This window comes from Lysinibacillus sp. NPDC095746, from assembly GCF_044763535.1.
Classification (GTDB): domain Bacteria; phylum Bacillota; class Bacilli; order Bacillales_A; family Planococcaceae; genus Lysinibacillus.
The window spans coordinates 1-19,852 of sequence record NZ_JBIWGL010000022.1 but is presented as its reverse complement, the minus strand read 5'-3'; the positions used below and the strand labels follow the sequence as shown (position 1 = coordinate 19,852).

The window sequence follows — 19,852 nt, the reverse complement described above, 5'->3', positions numbered from 1 at the left end:
ATTAAGGACTTGACTCTTTATTATCAGCGATTCTGACTCTCTTATCAGCGATGTTTGATGCTTTATCAGCGATTCTGGCTCTTTTATCAGCGATGTTCGATGCTTTATCAGCGATTCTGACTCTTTCAAGTTTTAGCGGCGCAACTTGCTTGGTTAGCGGCAGAATTTCGTGTTTTAGCAGCGTTCCTTGCTTGGTTAGCGGCGAAATTTCGTGTTTTAGCGGCGTTCCTTGCTTAGTTAGCGGCGCAATTCACACTTTTAGCGGCGAATTCCAACATAAGCTGGACAATTTGACAAAAATAAAGTCAGAGTTGAAGAACATTGTATAGAATTTAACACAATATTAAGGACTTGACTCTTTATTATCAGCGATTCTGACTCTCTTATCAGCGATGTTTGATGCTTTATCAGCGATTCTGACTCTCTTATCAGCGATGTTTGATGCTTTATCAGCGATTCTGACTCTCTTATCAGCGATGTTTGATGTTTTATCAGCGATTCTGACTCTTTTATCAGCGATGTTTGATGCTTTATCAGCGATTCTGACTCTTTCAAGTTTTAGCGGCGCAACTTGCTTGGTTAGCAGCGGAATTTCGTGTTTTAGCGGCGTTCTTCCTTTGGTTAGCGGCGCAACTCACAGTTTTAGCGGCGAATTCCAACATAAGCTGGACAATTTGACTAAACTAAAAAACAGAGAGAATCGCCGCTAAAGCGTCAAAAGGCCGCTCCCTAAAAACACAGGAAGCGGCCTTGCATCTACAAATAAAAAAGCAAGTGTCGACACTTCCCTCCGCTAGTGTGAACTAGATCAGGTTCAAAGGGTCCGTATATGATAATATACGTCTCAGCCTTTTAAAGACTCCCCTAGTGGTAAAAGGATTTAATTGTTAGTTTTTCTCATAATAATGTAGCATACTACTAAAAATAGTCAATAACTTTTCAGACTATTTTGTATCAGGATGCATAAGGTGTGGCGCTTTTTTCATTGTCCAAATAAGAGCAAGGAAGAAGCAAGCCATTAAAATAATAGACCCGAATATATAAGGACTGTTCATATTCCAATCGAATAATATACCTGCTAGAGCTGGACCAATCATATTACCAAGACTCATATACGCATTGTTCAAACCAGCTGCAAAGCCTTGTTCATTTTCAGCAAGCTTTGAAATCAGTGTGTTGACAGCTGGACGAATCAATGTCGTAGCTGTAGAGAAGATAGTCGCTACAATTAAAATAAGTGCAAATCCAGATGCGAATAATATTAAGAAAATCGAAACGGATGCAATAAATAAATTGACTAGCACTACTTTCATTTCGCCGAAGCGATTAAACAGCGGTGTAATAACAAATATCTGAACAACAACACCAAAAGCGCCACCCATAACTAATATAATGGCGATATCAGTAGGTGTGTAATTAAACTTATCTGTAACAAATAATGATAATGTTGTTTGGAAGTTAGCAATCCCGAAAGAGAATACAAGCATGATAATTAGCATGACAAAATAAGGCATTCGGACTGAACGGGCCATTTGCTTTGCAAGATTATCCTGCTTCTGCGCTTTTTTCGCTGTGTTCGGTTTTGTAGCAGGCAATAAAAAGAACGATAAAATAGCTGCTAAGATTGCTGCAAATCCAGCAGTGTAAAATGGAAAATGCAAACTAACTTTTGATAGGAATCCACCGATACCTGGTCCGATCATAAAACCAAAGGACATTGCTGCCCCTATCATTCCCATACCTTTTCCTCGTTCCTCATACGTTGTGACGTCTGCCACAAAAGCCATTATAGGAGGTGCCACAAATGCGGAACCAAGGCCACCAAAAAAGCGTGCCAGGAAGAGCATCCACACATCTGTAGAAAGCCCGAAACCAATTTGTGCAAGTCCTGTTACGATAAGACCGAAAATAATGAGATTTTTACGACCGTATTGATCGGAAAGATTCCCAGCAATTGGAGAAAATACGAATTGTGCGAAGGCGAACGTTGCAATCAACATGCCAAGTACTTGTCCTGCGGCACCAAATAATTTTAAATACTCAGGCATGACAGGAATAATAATTCCGATACTCCCCATTGCGATAAACATATTAAACATTAAAATATACAAAGCCGCCTTATTAGACTTCTGCTGGGTCATCGAATACCCCTTTCTTTCATCAAATATACTACAGTCTACCACAAGGCTTATACGTTTGCTATTGACTATAAGTCTGAGATTTACTAGTAAAGATATGCGGATTCTCAAATACGGCCGGCTATTTTTACACAGAAGCTTACTGCTATAAACGAAAAAAAGCTGCTCTCAACGTTTGTAACCTGAGAACAGCTTTGAATGGATTAAAATAGTTTATCGAATACTCATTTTAAATTCCAAGAACAGCTCATTGTATTTGCCTAAGTAATCAGGACCTAAGTTTTTATAAACTTCTAATGTTTTACGTTGTTCTTCAGAAGGATAGAAGCGCTTATCAGATACTACTTCTTTATCCATTAACTTCATCGCTGCAATATTAGGAGTAGAATAGCCTACATAATCAGCGTTTTTAGCACCCGATTCAGCTTTTAACATAAAATTAATGAAAGCATGTGCGCCATCAATATTTTTTGATGTTTTTGGGATAACCATATTGTCAAACCATAAGTTTGAGCCTTCTTTTGGTACAGCAAAGTCTAAATCTTCATTTTCTGATAACATGTCTGCTGCTTGACCAGACCAAGTGAGTGCCACAGCAGCTTCATTATTAACCATCAACGGTGTAATTTCATCCCCGATAATGGCTTTAACATTTGGCGCCAATGTGATTAGTTTATCGGTAGCTTTACGTAGCTCCTGGTTATCTAAAGAGTTAAGAGAGTAGCCAAGATTGTTTAAGCCCATACCAATCACTTCACGTGCACCGTCTACTAAAAAGACTTTACGCTTTAATGAAGGATCCCATAAGTCCTTCCAAGATGAGAAGTCTAAATTTCCAACAAGCTTTGGATTATAGACAATGCCGACTGTTCCCCAGAAATATGGGACAGAATATTTATTGTCCTTATCAAATGGTAAATCTAAAAAATAAGGATCAATATTTTTTAAATTAGGGATTTTCGTTTTATCTAAAGGAATAAGTAAGTTTTCTTCCTTCATTTTTTCAATCATATATTCAGAAGGTACTGCGATATCGTAAGCTGTACCACCTTGTTGAATTTTTGTCATCATTGCTTCATTTGAATCGAACGTTTCATAGATGACGTGAATGCCTGTTTCTTTTTCAAATTGCTTTAGCAAATCCGGGTCAATATATTCTCCCCAGTTAAAGATTGTTAACGTATCTTTACCACTTTTCCCACCGCCGGCACTAAGGGCGTCAGCAGCATAGAACAAAAGGGCGGAAACGACAAGGATTGCGACTGTTGCTTGAATTAATTGCTTCATTGAGTTCCCCCCGTTCTTTTACTAGCGCGGCTTGTAATGAAGTAATAGCCAACTACAACGATAACCGTTACAAAGAATACTAAACCAGAAATAGCGTTAACCGTTAAGGAAATACCGGCACGTGCCATTGAGTAAATTTCAACAGATAAAGTACTAAAGCCGTTACCTGTCACGAAAAATGTTACCGCAAAATCATCTAGAGAATAGGTTAAGGCAAGGAAGAACCCTGCAAAAATACCAGGTTGAATATACGGTAAAATAACACGCATCATGACATCTTTTTTCGTTGCTCCTAAATCTAATGCAGCATCGATTAATGATTTATTCATTTCTAATAGTTTCGGTAAAACCATTAGTACAACAATTGGAACACTGAACGCTACATGTGCTATTAACACAGAAGTAAAACCTAATTTAATACCAACCATTGTGAATAAAATTAAAAAGCTTGCACCAATGATGACATCCGGGCTCACAATTAACACATTGTTTAAAGAAAGTAGTGTGTTGCGCATTTTTGAATCTTTAACAGTGACAATGCCAATTGCTCCTAATGTTCCAATGATTGTAGAAATCAATGCGGAGAGTAATGCCACGATCACCGTATTAATGAGAATGACGAGTAAACGTGAATCCTCAAAGACAGCTTTATAATGTTCTAACGTAAAGGACTCAAAATGATTCATCGATCCGCCACTATTAAACGAATAGAAGACTAAATAGAAGATAGGTGCATACAAAACGATAAAAACAATCGCTAAATACACTCTTGCTGTAGCAGATAGTTTTTTCATCGTACGCGACCTCCTTTATCCTTTTTCTGTCCTGTAATTAACATAACGATGACCATAAATAAAATTAAGAACACAGCAATTGTTGATCCCATTCCCCAGTTTTGGGTTACTAGGAATTGTTGTTCAATAGCTGTACCAAGTGTAATAACACGGTTTCCTGCAATTAAACGAGTAATCATGAAAAGCGATAATGCAGGAATAAATACAACTTGAATGCCTGATTTAACACCGTCCATTGTTAAAGGCAGTATAACGCGTCGGAAGGTTATAAAGGCAGATGCTCCTAAATCACGTGCTGCATAAATAAGAGCCGGATTTAAACGATCCAATGAGTTGAAAATCGGTAAAATCATAAATGGAATAAAAATATAAACAGATACGAACACAAAGCTAAGGTCAGTGAATAGCATTTGCTTTGGATCAAAACCAAGTACTTCGATAAATGCATTTATTGGGCCGTACAAGCCGAAAATCCCGATAAAGGCATACGTTTTTAATAAAAGATTAATCCAAGAAGGAATAATAATTAGTAAAAGCCAAAGCTGTTTATATTTCGTTTTTGTTAAAAAATAAGCTGTTGGATACGAAACAAGTAACGTAAAGAACGTAATTAAAAACGCATACCAGAATGAACTTAATGTCATTTTTAAATAGACAGAAGTAAAGAATGCTTTATAGTTATCGAGCGTGAAATTGCCATGTATGTCTAGTAGGGAATAGTAACCAACAAGGGCAATCGGTGTGATAACGAAAAATGCAATCCATAAAACATAAGGGAATAAAGCTGTTTTCGAAGTCTTAGTTTGCATCTTCGTCGTCTCCATACGCCTCTAAACGTTTATCGAATTCTTCTTCTGTTTCATTTAAGCGCATTACATGAATTGCTTCTGGATCGAAGTCTAAGCCAATTTCTGTCCCTACTTCAGCTTTTTTCAATGAATGCACGAGCCATTCATTGCCATCTTTGTCGTAAGTGGATAATTCATAATGCACCCCGCGGAACAATTGAGTATCAACTTTTACGACAAGTTTGCCTTTTTCGATTGTTGTCATCTCTAAATCCTCTGGTCGAATGACAATATCAATTTTTTCGTTTGGTCTCATTCCTTGGTCAACACATTCAAAAACTTTACTAGCAAATTCAACTTTGAAATCTTCAATCATCACGCCAGGAACAATATTTGATTCACCAATAAAATCAGCTACGAAACGGTTAATTGGCTCATCATAAATATCTACTGGTGTACCAGATTGTTGAATTTCACCTTCACTTAAAACAAATATTTCATCACTCATGGCAAGTGCCTCTTCTTGATCGTGTGTGACAAAGACAAATGTTTTTCCAAGGCGTTGTTGTAACTCTCGTAGCTCATACTGCATTTCTGTACGCAGTTTTAAATCTAAAGCAGAAAGAGGCTCATCTAATAGGATTACTTCAGGATCATTTACAATCGCACGAGCAATAGCAACACGCTGACGTTGACCACCTGACATCTCAGAAATTTCACGATTGCTATAACCAGCTAAGTTAACGAATTTTAATGCTTCAGCAACACGTTTTTTAATGTCACTTTCAGGAAGCTTTTTAATGCGAAGTCCAAATGCGACGTTTTCAAAGACGTTTAAATGAGGGAACAACGCATAATCCTGAAAAACAGTATTTACTTGGCGTTCATTTGCTGGCACGGAGTTGATTTTTTTATCATGAAAATAGATATCTCCTGTAGTCGGTTCTGTGAATCCAGCAATCATACGTAAAATAGTTGTTTTACCACAACCAGAAGGACCTAGCAGTGTATAGAATTTACCCTTTTCTAGCTCCAAGTTAATGTTTTTTAAGACGACAGTGCCGTCATTATAGGACTTTGAAACATTTTCAAAGCGGATAATCGAATTCGTTGTCATAGATGCGCCTCCTTAAGCTATAAATATGAATCCGTTGCGACAAGTAAAATTTTTGTTTCATCAGCATGTGCATTAAAAATTTGGTGATGATCTGTCGCGTCAAAATAGAGAGCATTGCCTTTACTCGCTATGTATTGTTCATCTCCTAAAACGAGACGAATACGCCCTTCAACAACAAAAATAAATGTTTCTGAGAGTGAAGGCTCAAACTGTTTGAATTCCCCGTCAGCAGCAAGTGTCAAGAAAATAGGCTCCATTTCTTTTTCATTTGAAGTAGGAATGAGCCACTGAATTTCATATTTTTTTTCTTCGTCTGTATAAGTGGATTGATCTTCTTCTGTATATACAACCTTTTGTTCAGGTGCTTCATCATCGAAAAATTCTTTAGGTGTTGACCCTAAAACTTCTAATAATGAAAAAAGAGTTTCAATGGAAGGTGAATTTAGATCACGTTCTAATTGAGAGATATACCCTTTACTTAAATCTGTGCGTTCTCCAAGTTCCTCTTGGGTAAGACCTTTTTTTAAACGAAGCGCTTTGATTTTTGCTCCAATTTGCATCTTTTCCCTCCTAGAAGAAGTTTAGCAATCATAAACTTTTGAAATACGAAGTTTACTTTAACGAAACTTTTAGTTTACTAAAACCATTACAATTATACATAATAAAAAAGAATTTGCAATCGTTTTTTAGTAAAAAAAAGTAGATGAAATTTTTAGAAATTATACATAAATGTAGCGTAGAAAAATTTTGTTTAAACTAGAATAAAATTGTTAAAAATAGCTAATAAATAGGCTGTAGCAGCTATTCCATTTGGGGATTTGACGGAAATTTGTCAGATAATTTAATATGTGCACTTTTGTGAAGTTTACTTGTTTGAAAAACTACGATTACTCTGTTATCGTAGAAGACGAGTTCGCTGGTGCGAATGGAATATATCCACTACATATTTAATCGGAGGGATTTATAATGGCAGAACGCATGGTAGGTAAACAAGCACCTGACTTTACAATGGAAGCAGTACTTCCAGACAAATCATTTGGTAAAGTATCGTTAGAAGACATTAAAGCACAAGACAAATGGACAGTTCTTTTCTTCTATCCAATGGACTTCACTTTCGTATGTCCAACAGAAATCACTGCAATGAGCGATCGTTACGATGAGTTCGAAGACTTAGATGCAGAAGTAATCGGTGTTTCTACTGATACAATCCACACTCACTTAGCTTGGATTAACACTGACCGCACTAAAAATGGTCTTGGTGAGTTAAAATACCCATTAGCAGCAGATACAAATCACCAAATTTCACAAGAATATGGTGTATTAATTGAAGAAGAAGGTATCGCACTACGTGGCTTATTCATCATCAACCCAGAAGGTGAATTAAAATACCAAACAGTATTCGATAACAACATCGGCCGTGATGTAGACGAAACTTTACGTGTACTTCAAGCTTTACAAACTGGTGGTCTTTGCCCAGCAAACTGGCGCCCAGGTCAAGCAACTCTATAATTCAAGGCTTGCGAAATTGATGATTTAACAAATAAAACAGTCCCCACAGCAAGTTTGTGGGGATTTTTTTAAACTTGATATAGAAAAAGGTTCATCACCAAAAATTGAGGATGACTTTTGTTAAAACGTCTACTATGTAAATAAGTTGATTGGAGTGGAGGCTGGACGCCCCCAGGAAAGCGCCCAGCCGGAACGGAAATCAACCACACGTTTTGATAATGATCCCAGAAAAAGGAAAAAGGAGAATGTTTTATGAAACTTCGTGAACAAATGCCTGAACTTGTAGGCGCAACAACTTGGTTAAATGGTGAAGTAACAAAAGCGGATTTAGTAGGCGAAAAACCAACATTAATCCACTTCTGGTCAGTTAGTTGTCATTTATGTAAAGAGGCAATGCCGGAAGTGAATAATTTCCGTGATCAATACAAAGATGAGTTAAACGTTATTGCAGTGCATATGCCACGCTCTGAGGAAGATACAAATTTAGAAACCATCAAATCAGTAGCAGCAGAGCATGACATTGTTCAACCAATCTTTGTGGATAGCGAATTAAAGCTAACGGATGCATTTGAAAACCAATACGTACCAGCGTATTTTGTGTTCGATAAAGAAGGTCAGCTTCGTCATATGCAAGCTGGTGGTAGCGGTATGAAAATGCTAGAAAAACGTGTGAATCGTGTTTTAGATGAAATGCGCAACGCATAAAAGAGCAGATTACGAGGCGGGGATATTGTATTCCTCGTCTTTTTTATTGAAAAAATAAGGGAGGGGAATCGATCGAGTGTAAAAGGGAGTAATACGATCAAATCAAGGCGTGACCAGAGATCACATCTTAGGGCAAGCTGAGCAGCAGTACCCGAACGAAAAAGTTATCAAACCGTACGTCCTAAGAAGCACCTCAAATATAAAAGAGAACCGAGTGTTCTTGAATAGGAGCAGGGGATTCCGCTTTTATTGACGAATAGTCTCTTGTTTTGACGATACATATAGCAAAGAATACGTTACAATAAGGGTATAGTAGTTTTCGGAGGGATTTTTAATGATGAAAAAAGAGTTTGCTGTCATTGGACTTGGACGTTTTGGAGGAAGCATTGTTCGCGAACTAATGAGCCAAGGCGCACAAGTTATGGCGATAGATCATTCCTCAGAGCGGGTGGACGAGTTTGCTTCGATTGCCACACAGGCCGTTATCGCAGATTCGACGGATGAATCGGTATTAAATTCATTAGGTATTCGTAATTTTGAGCATGTTATCGTAGCGATTGGTGAAGATATTCAGGCTAGTATTTTGACGACGATTATTTTAAAAGAAATTGGTGTTCAGCAGATTACTGTAAAAGCTCAGAATGATTACCATGAAAAAGTACTGCGTAAAATTGGCGCAGATTTTGTCGTGCATCCTGAGCGAGATATGGGGATACGTATTGCTAATAATATGTTGTCAAATACAGTGCTCGATTACTTAGAGCTTTCGGATGAACATTCGATTATGGAGCTTAAAGCCAATGATGCGATTGCAGGTTACTCTATTATGGATCTAGATATTCGTGCAAAGTACGGGATTAATATTGTAGGTCTTAAGCGTGGTGCAGATATCATCGTATCTCCGCAGGCGAGTGATAAAATTTTGTTAGGAGATATTATGCTTGTCATTGGGGCTGATGTAGATATTAACCGCTTTGTTAAAAAGGCATTAAATGGGTAATGAAAAATGAATAAACGAAGATGGAAACTAGTTATATTTGCGGCAATTATTCTTATTGGCGCTTTTACATGGCAATCTCGCGACAAAAATGAGCAAGAGGCTATTTCTCGTATTTTAGATCACACAGCAGAAATAGATGCGATCGAGCTTTTTAAAGGGGAGCAATCTTTATTTAGTGCAACAGGTCAAGATGCAAAAGCCTATATTGAAAACTATCCGCTTAGCCATGTTAAGAAACTAAGCAAAAAAGAACGAGCTATATTTGAAGAAAAACCACTTTATCATATTGTTTACGAAATGAAAGGAGAGCCTTTATATGAGGTAGATATTTTAAAGGTTGCGATTAGCTCTGAGCTCAGTGAAGAATTACAGCAGATGGTTTTTAATGTTGGGAATCAGCAATATTTGATCTATTGGGCAAAAGAGAAAAAAGCACTTGAACAATCAACAAATACGCAACATTTGCTTGAACAATATGTTAAATAAAAAAGGGTAGTGAAAACAGCAACTAGCTGCGATCACTACCCTTCCTTGTCGTTAAGGAAAATTCGATTTTTGTCTGTGGATCAACTAGAACATAGTAAGCGTCTAGGCGAAAGTGAGTTCGATTGGATCTCTCGTGCGAAGTAGTGGAGAGTTTCCTTTTACTTCGGGCTTAGCGCATTTGTTCTTAGGACACAATAGCATTTTTCCCTTGAAGCGCACGTTCTTGCATTTCTACATCAAATTCCTTTTCCGATTTCGATACGACTACACAAGCTACACCGTTACCAATTAAATTTGTTACGGCACGTGCCTCAGACATGAAACGGTCAACACCGATTAATAACGCAATCCCTTCGACTGGAATCATTGGGAAAGCAGCAAGTGTTGCTGCTAATGTGATAAAACCAGAACCTGTTACACCAGCGGCTCCTTTAGATGTAATCATTAAAATCCCAAGAAGTGTAATGATTTGAATCCATGTCAATTCCATTCCGTATGCTTGTGCAATAAATAAGGCAGCCATTGATAGGTAGATGGACGTCCCATCAAGATTGAAGGAATAACCGGTTGGTACTACTAATCCAACAACTTGCTTAGAGCAACCAAAGTTTTCTAATTTACGCATCATAGATGGCAAGGCAGATTCAGATGATGAAGTACCAATTACTAAGAAAATCTCCTCTTTTATATAAGCGATAAATTTAAAAATGTTGAAGCCGAAAAATTTTGCGATCATTCCTAAAATAAGGACTACGAATATGAACATTGTAATGTATACTGCAGCCATTAATAGACCTAAGTTGCCTAACGATTTCAAGCCGAAATTACCAATTGTATAGGCCATTGCACCAAAAGCACCTATTGGAGATATTTTCATCACCATACTTACGATTTTGAAGAAAATTTCTGCCACTTGCTCAAAAAATGTGATGACAGGTTTTGCAGGTGCGCCAATAGAAGCAGCAGCTAAGCCGAACAAGATGGCAGAGAATAACACAGGAAGTAATTGTCCTGCTGCAAGTGCACCTACAACGTTTTCAGGAATAATGCTAGAGATGAAAGCACCTAAGCCTTGCTCAGACTCTGCTGCAGCAGTTGTATATTTTGAGATATCGGCATCGGAAGCACCCGAAGTATCTAAACCTGTACCAGGGCTAACGATTAATGCAACAGCTATACCGATTGATAAGGCAATGGTAGAGACGATTTCGAAATACAGTAACGCTTTTCCGCCGATTTTTCCAACTTTTTTCATATCCCCCATACTACCGATGCCGATTACAACTGTTAAGAAGATAATAGGAGCGATTAACATTTTAATTAGCTTAATGAATAAGTCTGCCAGGATTTTAAGGCTTGCACCAAACTCAGGGAAGATAGCGCCAACAATTACCCCTAGAATAATTGCAGCTATAACTTGAACGGTCAGATTTTTCAGTAATTTCACTTTATGCTACCTCTTTTCTAAATTTTCTCTTTGATATCGTTTTCACTAGCATTATCATAGCGAATCCTTTAAGAAAAAAGAGATTTAGAAAATAAGAAACATATCGTTCATTAAGTACATTCATCCATATTTTAAATAAAACGTAGTGTTTTCAATAAGTTAAACTGTTATGATACTCTATGAAAAAAATACTATTGTTATAATACAAAAATAATAAATGATAGAAAATTTCGTTTTATGTCAATTTTTCGTAATATTGTTCATTAAGTTCATGACTTTCTCCTCCTTATGTCAACTAAAACTGTTGTCAAAAGATTTTTTTGAAGATAATCTTAAAAGCATATCATTGATAGAAGTGACTTAGCATTAGGAAAGGAAGGAATATTAAATGATAAAAATGCCTGTAAACGGCAAAATCCTGCTAGTGACATTTTTAATCATTGCATTCTCCTTTTTACTTGGTGGCATTTTTGTACTTGGAAACCTCTTAACTGAGCAAGAAAAGGAGTTTGGTCAGCGTGCTATGCTCGTTGCGCGGACTGTATCAAATGTGCCAGAAATTAGTATGCATTTGAAAAATGACAATATTAAAGAAGCGGCGAAAAATGTCAACAAAATTGTAGATGGAATTCGTGTTGTTAATAAAGCAGAATATATCGTTGTCATGAATATGAATCGTATTAAACTATCTCACCCAGTTAATAAAGAAATAGGGGAGCGTAGTGAATCACAGGATTTAAATGCTTCCTTTAGTGAGCATTATTATGTAACGAAGGCGCAAGGGGAAGCTGGTGTAATGATTCGAGCTTTTGTCCCTATTATTGATGACAAAAAAGTACAAGTAGGCATTGTCGTTGTAGGGTATTCACTGCCAACTTTTATAGAAATGTTGCAAAATTATGAGCATGAAATTTTTATTACTATTGTTATATCTCTTGTTTTTAGTATTTGGGGGGCCTATACACTTGGCCGACATATTAAAAAGCAAATGTTTGGGCTTGAGCCCCATGAGATTGCCAAGATGTATGTGGAACGAACAGAAACGTTCAATGCTATGCATGAAGGCATTATAGCGGTCGATAAAGGAATGAATATTACAATTTTTAATGAAAAAGCAGCTGATATATTAGGAGTTACTAGAAAGATAGAGGATTGTATCGGAGAAAAGATTTATGATGTTTTGCCTGACACACGATTGCCTGAAATTGTTGAAACAGCAACACCAGTATACAATCAAGAGCTCTACATTAATCATCATAGTATTTTGAGTAATCGTGTCCCGATTATTGTGAATGGTGAGCTAGTTGGAGCAGTTGCTATGTTTAAAGATTTAACAGCAGTTAAAAAGCTTGCGGAAGAAGTAACAGGTGTAAAAGCATTTGTTCAAGCACTGCGTGTACAAACACATGAGCATAAAAATAAGCTTCATACTATTGCAGGACTTCTGCAATTGGGACATACAAAGCAGGCACTTGAATACGTGACAGCTACTACCGAAAATGAAGCCTCTTTAACGAAGTTTCTGAATGAGCGCTTTCATAATGAAAATATTTCAGGATTATTGCTAAGTAAAGTTAGTTATGGTAAGGAATTAGGCATACAAGTAGAAATTGATCGAAAAAGTCATTTTAAACGCTTTCCACCATTATTAGATCACCACGATTTTGTCGTCTTGTTAGGAAATTTAATTGAAAATTCCTTTGAAGCACTAAATGTTCTTTCAAAGCATGATAAATATGTAGCTATTTCTGTAGATGAGCATGACGGTGTGCTAGCAATTGCTGTTTCTGATAATGGAATTGGGATGTCTGAAGAGGTGCAAGCTCGTATGTTTGAAAGTGGATTTTCTACAAAGGCAAGTGAGAATCGCGGTATCGGCTTGCATTTAATACGTGAAATAGTAAGAAAAGGTAATGGCGATATTGAGGTAGTGAGTGAATTTATGAAAGGGACAAGTTTCTTAATCTTATTTGAGTTAGGAGAAGAGTAGATGGATGTAATAAATGTGTTATTAATTGAAGATGACCCAATGGTCCGAGAAGTGAACAGGCAATTTATTGAGCAAATTAAAGGATTTTCACTGATAGGCTATGCTGGCAATGGGATAGAAGGGATAGAGAAGATTAAGCAGCTAAATCCAGAACTTGTCTTTATGGATATTTTTATGCCAGAGCAGGATGGCATTATTACGTTAGGAAAAATTCGCGAAGAACATATTCCAGTTGATGTTATTGCCGTAACTGCTGCGAATGATATGTCAACTGTCCAGAGAATATTACACCTTGGCGTCTATGATTATATTATGAAACCTTTTACGTTTGAACGAATTGAACAAACTTTAAAGAATTATCAAGCTTATAGAAAGAAAATAAGTGGTATGCAGGATCTAACACAGCATGATGTGGATCATCTAATGCAGAAACGAAACCCTGAGCAAATAGTTGTTCCTCCAATCACTGAGACAATAACAATTGACGAGCTACCAAAGGGATTTAACCGAGCGACATTAGACAAGGTACTTGCCTATATTCAAGAGAGTAACGAAGCCGTATCAGCAGAAGAAGTGTCCATGTATATTGGAACGGCTCGTGTAACAGCTCGACGTTACTTGGATTTTTTAGAAAAACAAAATCTATTAAAGGTGGATATACAATATGGAAATGTGGGCCGTCCTATCCATCGATATTATATTTAATCCGAATGAGTAATACATTTTTTATAGGGGAAACTAAAGGGATAGGGAAGTATCATTTGCTTTTAGATTTTGGGAATATGAAGGGTTGATGAAAAACTTAATAGAGTGAATAAAATATGCTTTATCCCGAGAGGTAAACCTGATTTGATTGATACATATAGCAGAGAATCCGTTACAATAATGGTATATTATTTTTCGGAGGATTTTTTATGGGAAATAAAGAAATAATTGATTTTAGAAAGCTAATGGGGAGTAGGTTTAACACACATGTTCAACGTTCGAAAAGAGTCGCTATTTAAATTTTTGAAAATTCTATTTCCAATAGCGCTTTTAGCAATAGCCATTTATGAAATTCTACAAACGATCAGTGGGATAGATGTTCAGTTACTTCAGAAAGAAGTGAATGAACTGCACATATGGGAGCTCTTATTTATTCTTTTTATTACCTTCTGTGCCATTACACCGATGATTTTTTATGATGTTATTTTAGTAAAAATATTAGGAATCAAAATAAACAACCGTCTTCTACTGAATCATTCTTTTGTTGTAAATACCTTCTCTAATCTTATTGGCTTTGGTGGTTTAGTTGGTGTTTTTTTACGTAATTATTTCTATTCGAAATATAAAGAGGATAAGGAAGACTTATTAAAAAGCATTGCCTCCGTAACCCTCTTTTATTTAACAGGGATTTCGCTGTTAGCTTGGATTATGTATATATTCTATTGGGACTTCCCATTGCTAAAAGAAGTACGATGGTTAAAAATAGCAGTTATTCTTGTCAGCCTATATGTACCGATTTTTATTGCTATGCTTCTCATTCGCAATAAAAAAGCAGGTTCTATAAAGCCAAAGATCTCTCTTCAATTGATGGGCACTTCCGTAACTGAATGGGTTGCAGTCTTTTTAGTTATTTGGATATTAACTTTTATTTTAAAGATTCCAATAAATTTATCCGATTTACTTCCGATATTTTTAATTGCTTCCTGTGCGGGTATTGTCAGTATGATTCCTGGCGGGGTCGGCTCTTTTGACCTTGTTTTTTTATGGGGGACTCAAAGTTTAGGAATCGCTGATGAAAAAGTGCTTTTTCTATTAATTTTGTACCGAGTTGGTTACTTTGTGCTTCCATTTTTAGTTTCTTCTCTTTTATTTGTAAAAGAATATTGGGAACGTTGGAATCAATCATGGGATGACTTGCCAAATGTCGTTCTTCAGAAGCTGAGTCATATGCTGTTAACGATATTGGTATTTCTCTCTGGCATTGTATTATTGCTATCAGCTTCGGTGCCAGGTATTTTAAGTCGACTAAAAATAGCTCAGGAATTTTTATCTTCGCCGATTATGCATGTCTCTCATCAAATGACTGTTGCAGCTGGCTTTATTCTCTTAGGTTTATGTAGAGGGATTAAATATAAAGTGAAAAGGGCCTATCAGCTTTGCCTCATTGTGCTAAGTAGTTCTGCACTATTTTCAATTTTTAAAGGCTTGGATTATGAAGAAGCAATTTTTTTACTCATTGTCACAGGGCTGTTAATTGCCTCAAAAAAACAATTTTACCGTGAAAGTAACGTTTTGACATGGGGAATCGTTTTGATTGATCTTGCGGCAGTGACAATCATTACAGCGATGTATGTAGTGATTGGTTATGTAAACTTACCTACTTCCAAAATTCATATCCCAGTCGCTTTGCAGGAATATATCATTACAGATTACCGAGACCTATTTTATAGTGCAGTAATAGGCATCTTAATAGCAATTGTCATTTTTTATATAGGCTATTTTATCCGTGCACCTAAGAAAATGGAAAAGCTTTTATCAAGTGAGCAAGAAGAGAAAATTAAAGACCATTTGATGACCTATAAAGGGACGGAATATTCACATTTAATTTTTTTACATGACAAATTTATACATTGGAATAAACAGGGTACAGTTGTATTTTCTTATCAAATATATGCCGATAAAATTGTTGTACTGGGAGATCCAGTGGGAGATGAATCTGATTTTTTATCCGCTATTCAGGAGTTTTTAGAATTGGCAGATAAGCATGGTTATACACCGGTTTTTTATGAAATTAACAATAAAATTTTTCCTTCTTTACATGAGCATGGGTATAGTTTTTTTAAGCTTGGCGAAGAAGCCTTTGTAGACTTGGATAAGTTTACACTTGCTGGTAAGGGAATGAAGGGACGCCGAGCAGTAAAAAATAAATTTGAACGAGAAAATTTTACAGTTGAAATAGTAAACCCTCCTTACTCACAGGAATTAATGAATGAATTGCAAGAAGTATCAACGAAATGGTTGCAAGGAAGGTCAGAAAAAGGCTTTTCTCTTGGCTTTTTTAATGAACACTATTTAAACACTTCAAACATTGCCGTTTTACGTGGTACAGAAGGAGTTATTGGCTTTGCTAGTCTCATGCCAATGTACGATAATGGCGAAAGACTCTCAGTAGATCTCATGCGTTTTAAGCCGGGAGCGCCATCTGGAACGATGGATTTCATATTCCTATCGCTCTTTGAATGGGCAAAAGCAGAAGGCTACCATGTTTTTAATATGGGGATGTCGCCATTGTCAAATGTCGGACAGTCTAGGTATTCTTTTTTAAGCGAAAAAATAGCAGCACAAATATTTTTACATGGGCAGTACTTCTATCATTTTAAAGGATTAAGAAACTTTAAATTAAAATATGCAGATTTTTGGGAGCCAAAATATATAGCATATCGAAAGAAATCCTCACTGCCATTTACAATGGCACAGGTCACGTTATTAATTGGTAAAAAGAGAAAATAAGTAGCTAAGTTTGTACTAAAAAGAAGAGTGTGAATTTAAGAAGTTGTGCTGGTTGTGCTGCCAGCATAATGAAACGCATTCGACAGAAGCCAATACAAAAAAGATGCATTGCAAAATTACTTTGCGATGCATTTTTTTTATGAATTTTTATAGTCAGAAAAATGATAAGGACCGGAACGCAGGACATCGCGATAAAGCATCAAACATCGCTGATAAGAGAGCCAGAATCGCTGATAAAATAGCGAACATCGCTGATAAGAGAGCCAGAATCGCTGATAAAGTATCGAACATCGCTGATAAAAGAGTAAGAATCGCTGATAAAGTATCAAAGAGAGCCAAGTCCTTAATATTGTGTAAAATTCTATACAATGTTCTTCAACTCTGACTTTAGTTTTGTCAAATTGTCCAGCTTATGTTGGAATTCGCTGCTAAAAGTGTGAGTTGCGCCGCTAACCAAAGGAAGAACGCCGCTAAAACTTGAAAGAGCCAGAATCGCTGATAAAGAATCAAATATCGCTGATAAAAGAGTCAGAATCGCTGATAAAGTATTGAACATCGCTGATAAAGCATCAAACATCGCTGATAAAGCATCAAACATCGCTGATAAAGCATCAAACATCGCTGATAAAAGGGTCAGAACACCGCTGATAAGTGAAGCGAAATCGCTGATTGATTCATGATGAAATAAAGTTTATGAAAAAATTGTAATTTTATATTTGATTTTCCATTAGCGCTTTGTAATAATAGAAATTCAATATAACATGTCACTAAATTTCACCTTATTTCAGCGGGTGCCCCACACATCCGTTGAAATAGAATACCAAGCCATAACTGATAAGAAAGGAGTTCGATAAAAATGTTAATAAGAGAGGCAAAACGTGAAGATGCTGAACAGATTATAGCTGTCATAAAAAATGCAGAAGAGTCTAATTTAATGTTATTCGGGCCAGGTGAAAGAAAGTTAGAGACTGAACAATTTACTAAATTTATTGAGAATAGTAGCAATAACAGCCATTCTGCTTTGTTGATAGCTGAAATAGAAAAGAAAGTAGTTGGTTATTTAATTGTTCAAGGTAATAATATGCCATCTAGAGTTTCACATCGAGCCTATATTGTTATAGGTATCCATAGTGATTATAGAGGCCGGAAAATAGGTACAGCATTATTTAGTCACCTTGACGAGTGGGCAAAAAGAAAGGGTATGCATCGCTTGGAACTAACAGTAATGGCGAACAATACTGTAGGTGTTGCTTTATATAAAAAAATGGGATTTGAAATTGAGGGAACTAAGAGACATTCCTTATATGTTGATGGTGAGTACATTGATGAATATTTTATGTCAAAATTATTGTAATACAAAGGGTGTGTGTATATGAATTCTAGAAGAAACACTAGAAGTATTAATATCGGTATTTTTTCACCATCATCTCCAGCATCTGTCAGTGCCCTTTCTCGATATAAGCGTGCAAAAGCTTTTCTTGAACAAAGAAATATAAACTTAATTGAAGGAAGTCTAACTGGTAAATCTGATATGTATCGCTCTGGCACTCCAAGAGAGCGTGCTGAAGAGTTAAATAAATTAATACGAAATCCAAACGTCCCCATCATCATGTCGACAATCGGTGGTACAAATTCAAATAGTATGCTGCCATATATTGATTATGAGGCGTTTCGAAGCAATCCAAAAATCGTCGTTGGTTACTCTGATGCAACGGCATTTTATTGGCGCTTTACGCAAAACAGGAATTACAACTTATTACGGTCCAGCATTAGTTCCTTCCTTTGGTGAATTTGAACCATTGGTCAATGATACATATCAATTCTTCGAGAACTACTTCTTTAAGTCACAATCATTACCTTACGAAATTCCAATGCCTCCATATTGGTCAGATGAACCCGTCAATTGGTTAGAAAAAACGGGAGAAAAAAAGTTATATAAGAATGAATGGTTGACGGTTCAAGAAGGAGTTGCTGAAGGTAGATTAATTGGTGGCAATGTAAATGCTATGTATGGATTTATTGGTACTTCTTATTTCCCGAAAATTCATGATGGAGATATCTTATTAATAGAAGATAGCGCTAAAAATACTGCTATCGTTGAGAAAAATTTTGCGATGCTGAAATTACATGGAGTATTTGAAAAAATAAGTGGCATTATTTTAGGCAAGCATGAACGCTATGATGATTTAGAGACTGGACGTAGACCATATGAAATACTGCTTGAACAGTTAGACGGCATTGATATCCCGATTTTAGCAGAATTCGATATATGTCATACACACCCAATGCATCCAATTGCTATAGGAAAACAAGTAAGATTAGATGCAACGGCTAAAAAAGTCTATTGTATTGAGAAATGGTTGTAAATTAAATAAGCCCTGCTAATTTTTTGCAGGGCTTAGTCCAATTATGATTTAATATAGTCATTATCTGTAATAGCATACATTTTAACATTTTGATGATTCCCCTTAACAAACATACTTTTTCGTAAAATCCCCTCAAAAAGCATCCCTGATTTCTCCATTACTTTTTGAGATCCTATATTCTCTTCAAAGCATCGCGCTTGAATTCGCACTAATCCTAATTCGGTAAAGCCAAAATCGATTAGTTTTTTTACTGCTTCAGTCGTTATCCCTTTATTCCAATTATCTTCAGATAGAACATAGCCTATCTCCGCACATTTATGTTTGTCAGTTATAGCAACAAAATCGATAGTGCCAATTAAATTTTGCTCAAATTCGATGCCCCATAAGAGATGATTATCTTGTTTATAGCCATTTAAAACTAATTCAATAAACTCTTTTGTTTCGTCTAAATTCTTATGGGGCTCCCATGTAACATAGCGTGCTACATTTTCACTTGAAGTGTAGTTGAATATTGCTTCTGAATCATTTAATGAAATCGGCCTTAACGTTAATCGTGCTGTTTTTAAAACAGGTGGTGCTTGTTTAAAAATGTTATTGTTCACAAAACTCCCCCTTCATCATTAAAGTTTATCTAATTGAATCAATTTCATAAATCACTTTTTTCAAGAGCTTAGACTGCTCCTATTAAGAAAATTTACGTTTTTAAAAATTATGCTGCTTGAGTTTGTGA

19 protein-coding genes, 1 pseudogene and 1 riboswitch are annotated in these 19,852 nt (G+C 36.3%); of the genes and pseudogenes, 10 read left to right on the top strand and 10 right to left on the bottom strand.

What is annotated here, in order from left to right; all coding sequences use genetic code 11:
* Window positions 1–392: 392 nt before the first annotated feature.
* The gene (locus ACIQ7N_RS16400) at window positions 393–710 is read left to right on the top strand and encodes a hypothetical protein (protein WP_402933962.1); all 318 of its coding nucleotides are present in this window, start codon (window positions 393–395) and stop codon (window positions 708–710) included.
* Between the two features lie 58 nt (window positions 711–768).
* Window positions 769–876, bottom strand: a riboswitch (TPP riboswitch).
* 68 nt (window positions 877–944) lie between these two features.
* On the opposite strand, the gene ACIQ7N_RS16395 is transcribed toward ACIQ7N_RS16400, so the two are convergent.
* The 6 genes from ACIQ7N_RS16395 to ACIQ7N_RS16370 form a co-directional block, all read right to left on the bottom strand.
* Window positions 945–2,141 carry an MFS transporter gene (locus ACIQ7N_RS16395; RefSeq protein WP_402933959.1) on the bottom strand — a complete coding sequence of 399 codons (1,197 nt, stop codon included), beginning with the start codon at window positions 2,139–2,141 and terminating at the stop codon, window positions 945–947.
* 210 nt (window positions 2,142–2,351) lie between these two features.
* Complete coding sequence (locus ACIQ7N_RS16390) at window positions 2,352–3,425, bottom strand: ABC transporter substrate-binding protein (RefSeq protein ID WP_402933956.1); 1,074 nt, start codon at window positions 3,423–3,425, stop codon at window positions 2,352–2,354.
* A complete protein-coding gene (locus ACIQ7N_RS16385; RefSeq protein ID WP_132357736.1) occupies window positions 3,422–4,219 on the bottom strand; it encodes an ABC transporter permease in 798 nt (265 codons plus the stop codon). Before ACIQ7N_RS16385 ends, ACIQ7N_RS16390 begins: the two co-directional genes overlap by 4 nt.
* Window positions 4,216–5,028 (bottom strand): ABC transporter permease, encoded by an 813-nt coding sequence (locus ACIQ7N_RS16380; protein ID WP_402933952.1) that lies wholly within the window; start codon window positions 5,026–5,028, stop codon window positions 4,216–4,218. The genes ACIQ7N_RS16385 and ACIQ7N_RS16380 overlap by 4 nt, the downstream gene beginning before the upstream one ends.
* The gene (locus ACIQ7N_RS16375) at window positions 5,018–6,124 is read right to left on the bottom strand and encodes an ABC transporter ATP-binding protein (protein ID WP_132357732.1); all 1,107 of its coding nucleotides are present in this window, start codon (window positions 6,122–6,124) and stop codon (window positions 5,018–5,020) included. Before ACIQ7N_RS16375 ends, ACIQ7N_RS16380 begins: the two co-directional genes overlap by 11 nt.
* A 17-nt stretch (window positions 6,125–6,141) precedes the next feature.
* Complete coding sequence (locus ACIQ7N_RS16370; RefSeq protein WP_132357730.1) at window positions 6,142–6,684, bottom strand: helix-turn-helix domain-containing protein; 543 nt, start codon at window positions 6,682–6,684, stop codon at window positions 6,142–6,144.
* A 406-nt stretch (window positions 6,685–7,090) separates the two neighbouring features.
* Between ACIQ7N_RS16370 and ACIQ7N_RS16365 the strand changes: the two genes are divergently transcribed.
* The 4 genes from ACIQ7N_RS16365 to ACIQ7N_RS16350 all read left to right on the top strand — a co-directional run bounded on the left by ACIQ7N_RS16365 (window position 7,091) and on the right by ACIQ7N_RS16350 (window position 9,824).
* Window positions 7,091–7,633: a peroxiredoxin gene (locus ACIQ7N_RS16365; RefSeq protein WP_248718040.1), complete on the top strand. Its 543-nt coding sequence runs from the start codon at window positions 7,091–7,093 to the stop codon at window positions 7,631–7,633.
* Between the two features lie 252 nt (window positions 7,634–7,885).
* Window positions 7,886–8,338 carry a TlpA family protein disulfide reductase gene (locus tag ACIQ7N_RS16360; protein WP_402933949.1) on the top strand — a complete coding sequence of 151 codons (453 nt, stop codon included), beginning with the start codon at window positions 7,886–7,888 and terminating at the stop codon, window positions 8,336–8,338.
* 337 nt (window positions 8,339–8,675) lie between these two features.
* Window positions 8,676–9,338 (top strand): potassium channel family protein, encoded by a 663-nt coding sequence (locus ACIQ7N_RS16355; protein ID WP_079559812.1) that lies wholly within the window; start codon window positions 8,676–8,678, stop codon window positions 9,336–9,338.
* Window positions 9,339–9,344: 6 nt separating this feature from the next.
* Complete coding sequence (locus ACIQ7N_RS16350; protein WP_402933946.1) at window positions 9,345–9,824, top strand: hypothetical protein; 480 nt, start codon at window positions 9,345–9,347, stop codon at window positions 9,822–9,824.
* 184 nt (window positions 9,825–10,008) lie between these two features.
* Here ACIQ7N_RS16350 and ACIQ7N_RS16345 read toward each other — a convergent pair whose 3' ends face one another.
* Window positions 10,009–11,271: a dicarboxylate/amino acid:cation symporter gene (locus ACIQ7N_RS16345; RefSeq protein ID WP_402933943.1), complete on the bottom strand. Its 1,263-nt coding sequence runs from the start codon at window positions 11,269–11,271 to the stop codon at window positions 10,009–10,011.
* Between the two features lie 388 nt (window positions 11,272–11,659).
* Here ACIQ7N_RS16345 and ACIQ7N_RS16340 point away from each other — a divergent pair, with 388 nt between their 5' ends.
* From ACIQ7N_RS16340 to mprF, 3 genes are all read left to right on the top strand, one after another.
* Window positions 11,660–13,261: an ATP-binding protein gene (locus ACIQ7N_RS16340; RefSeq protein ID WP_402933940.1), complete on the top strand. Its 1,602-nt coding sequence runs from the start codon at window positions 11,660–11,662 to the stop codon at window positions 13,259–13,261.
* Window positions 13,262–13,966 carry a response regulator gene (locus ACIQ7N_RS16335; protein ID WP_402933938.1) on the top strand — a complete coding sequence of 235 codons (705 nt, stop codon included), beginning with the start codon at window positions 13,262–13,264 and terminating at the stop codon, window positions 13,964–13,966. It abuts the gene before it with no gap.
* Between the two features lie 267 nt (window positions 13,967–14,233).
* Window positions 14,234–16,756 (top strand): bifunctional lysylphosphatidylglycerol flippase/synthetase MprF, encoded by a 2,523-nt coding sequence (gene mprF, locus ACIQ7N_RS16330; RefSeq protein ID WP_402933935.1) that lies wholly within the window; start codon window positions 14,234–14,236, stop codon window positions 16,754–16,756.
* A gap of 153 nt (window positions 16,757–16,909) precedes the next feature.
* On the opposite strand, the gene ACIQ7N_RS16325 is transcribed toward mprF, so the two are convergent.
* Window positions 16,910–17,125, bottom strand: coding sequence for a hypothetical protein (locus ACIQ7N_RS16325; protein WP_402933932.1), 216 nt, complete (start codon window positions 17,123–17,125; stop codon window positions 16,910–16,912).
* Window positions 17,118–17,354 carry a hypothetical protein gene (locus tag ACIQ7N_RS16320; RefSeq protein ID WP_402933929.1) on the bottom strand — a complete coding sequence of 79 codons (237 nt, stop codon included), beginning with the start codon at window positions 17,352–17,354 and terminating at the stop codon, window positions 17,118–17,120. The genes ACIQ7N_RS16325 and ACIQ7N_RS16320 overlap by 8 nt, the downstream gene beginning before the upstream one ends.
* A 258-nt stretch (window positions 17,355–17,612) precedes the next feature.
* Between ACIQ7N_RS16320 and ACIQ7N_RS16315 the strand changes: the two genes are divergently transcribed.
* The gene (locus tag ACIQ7N_RS16315) at window positions 17,613–18,110 is read left to right on the top strand and encodes a GNAT family N-acetyltransferase (protein WP_402933926.1); all 498 of its coding nucleotides are present in this window, start codon (window positions 17,613–17,615) and stop codon (window positions 18,108–18,110) included.
* An 18-nt stretch (window positions 18,111–18,128) separates the two neighbouring features.
* Window positions 18,129–19,122, top strand: a pseudogene (locus ACIQ7N_RS16310) (S66 family peptidase).
* A gap of 41 nt (window positions 19,123–19,163) precedes the next feature.
* Here the strand turns inward: ACIQ7N_RS16310 and ACIQ7N_RS16305 are convergent.
* Window positions 19,164–19,724 (bottom strand): GNAT family N-acetyltransferase, encoded by a 561-nt coding sequence (locus ACIQ7N_RS16305; protein WP_402933923.1) that lies wholly within the window; start codon window positions 19,722–19,724, stop codon window positions 19,164–19,166.
* Window positions 19,725–19,852: the final 128 nt, after the last annotated feature.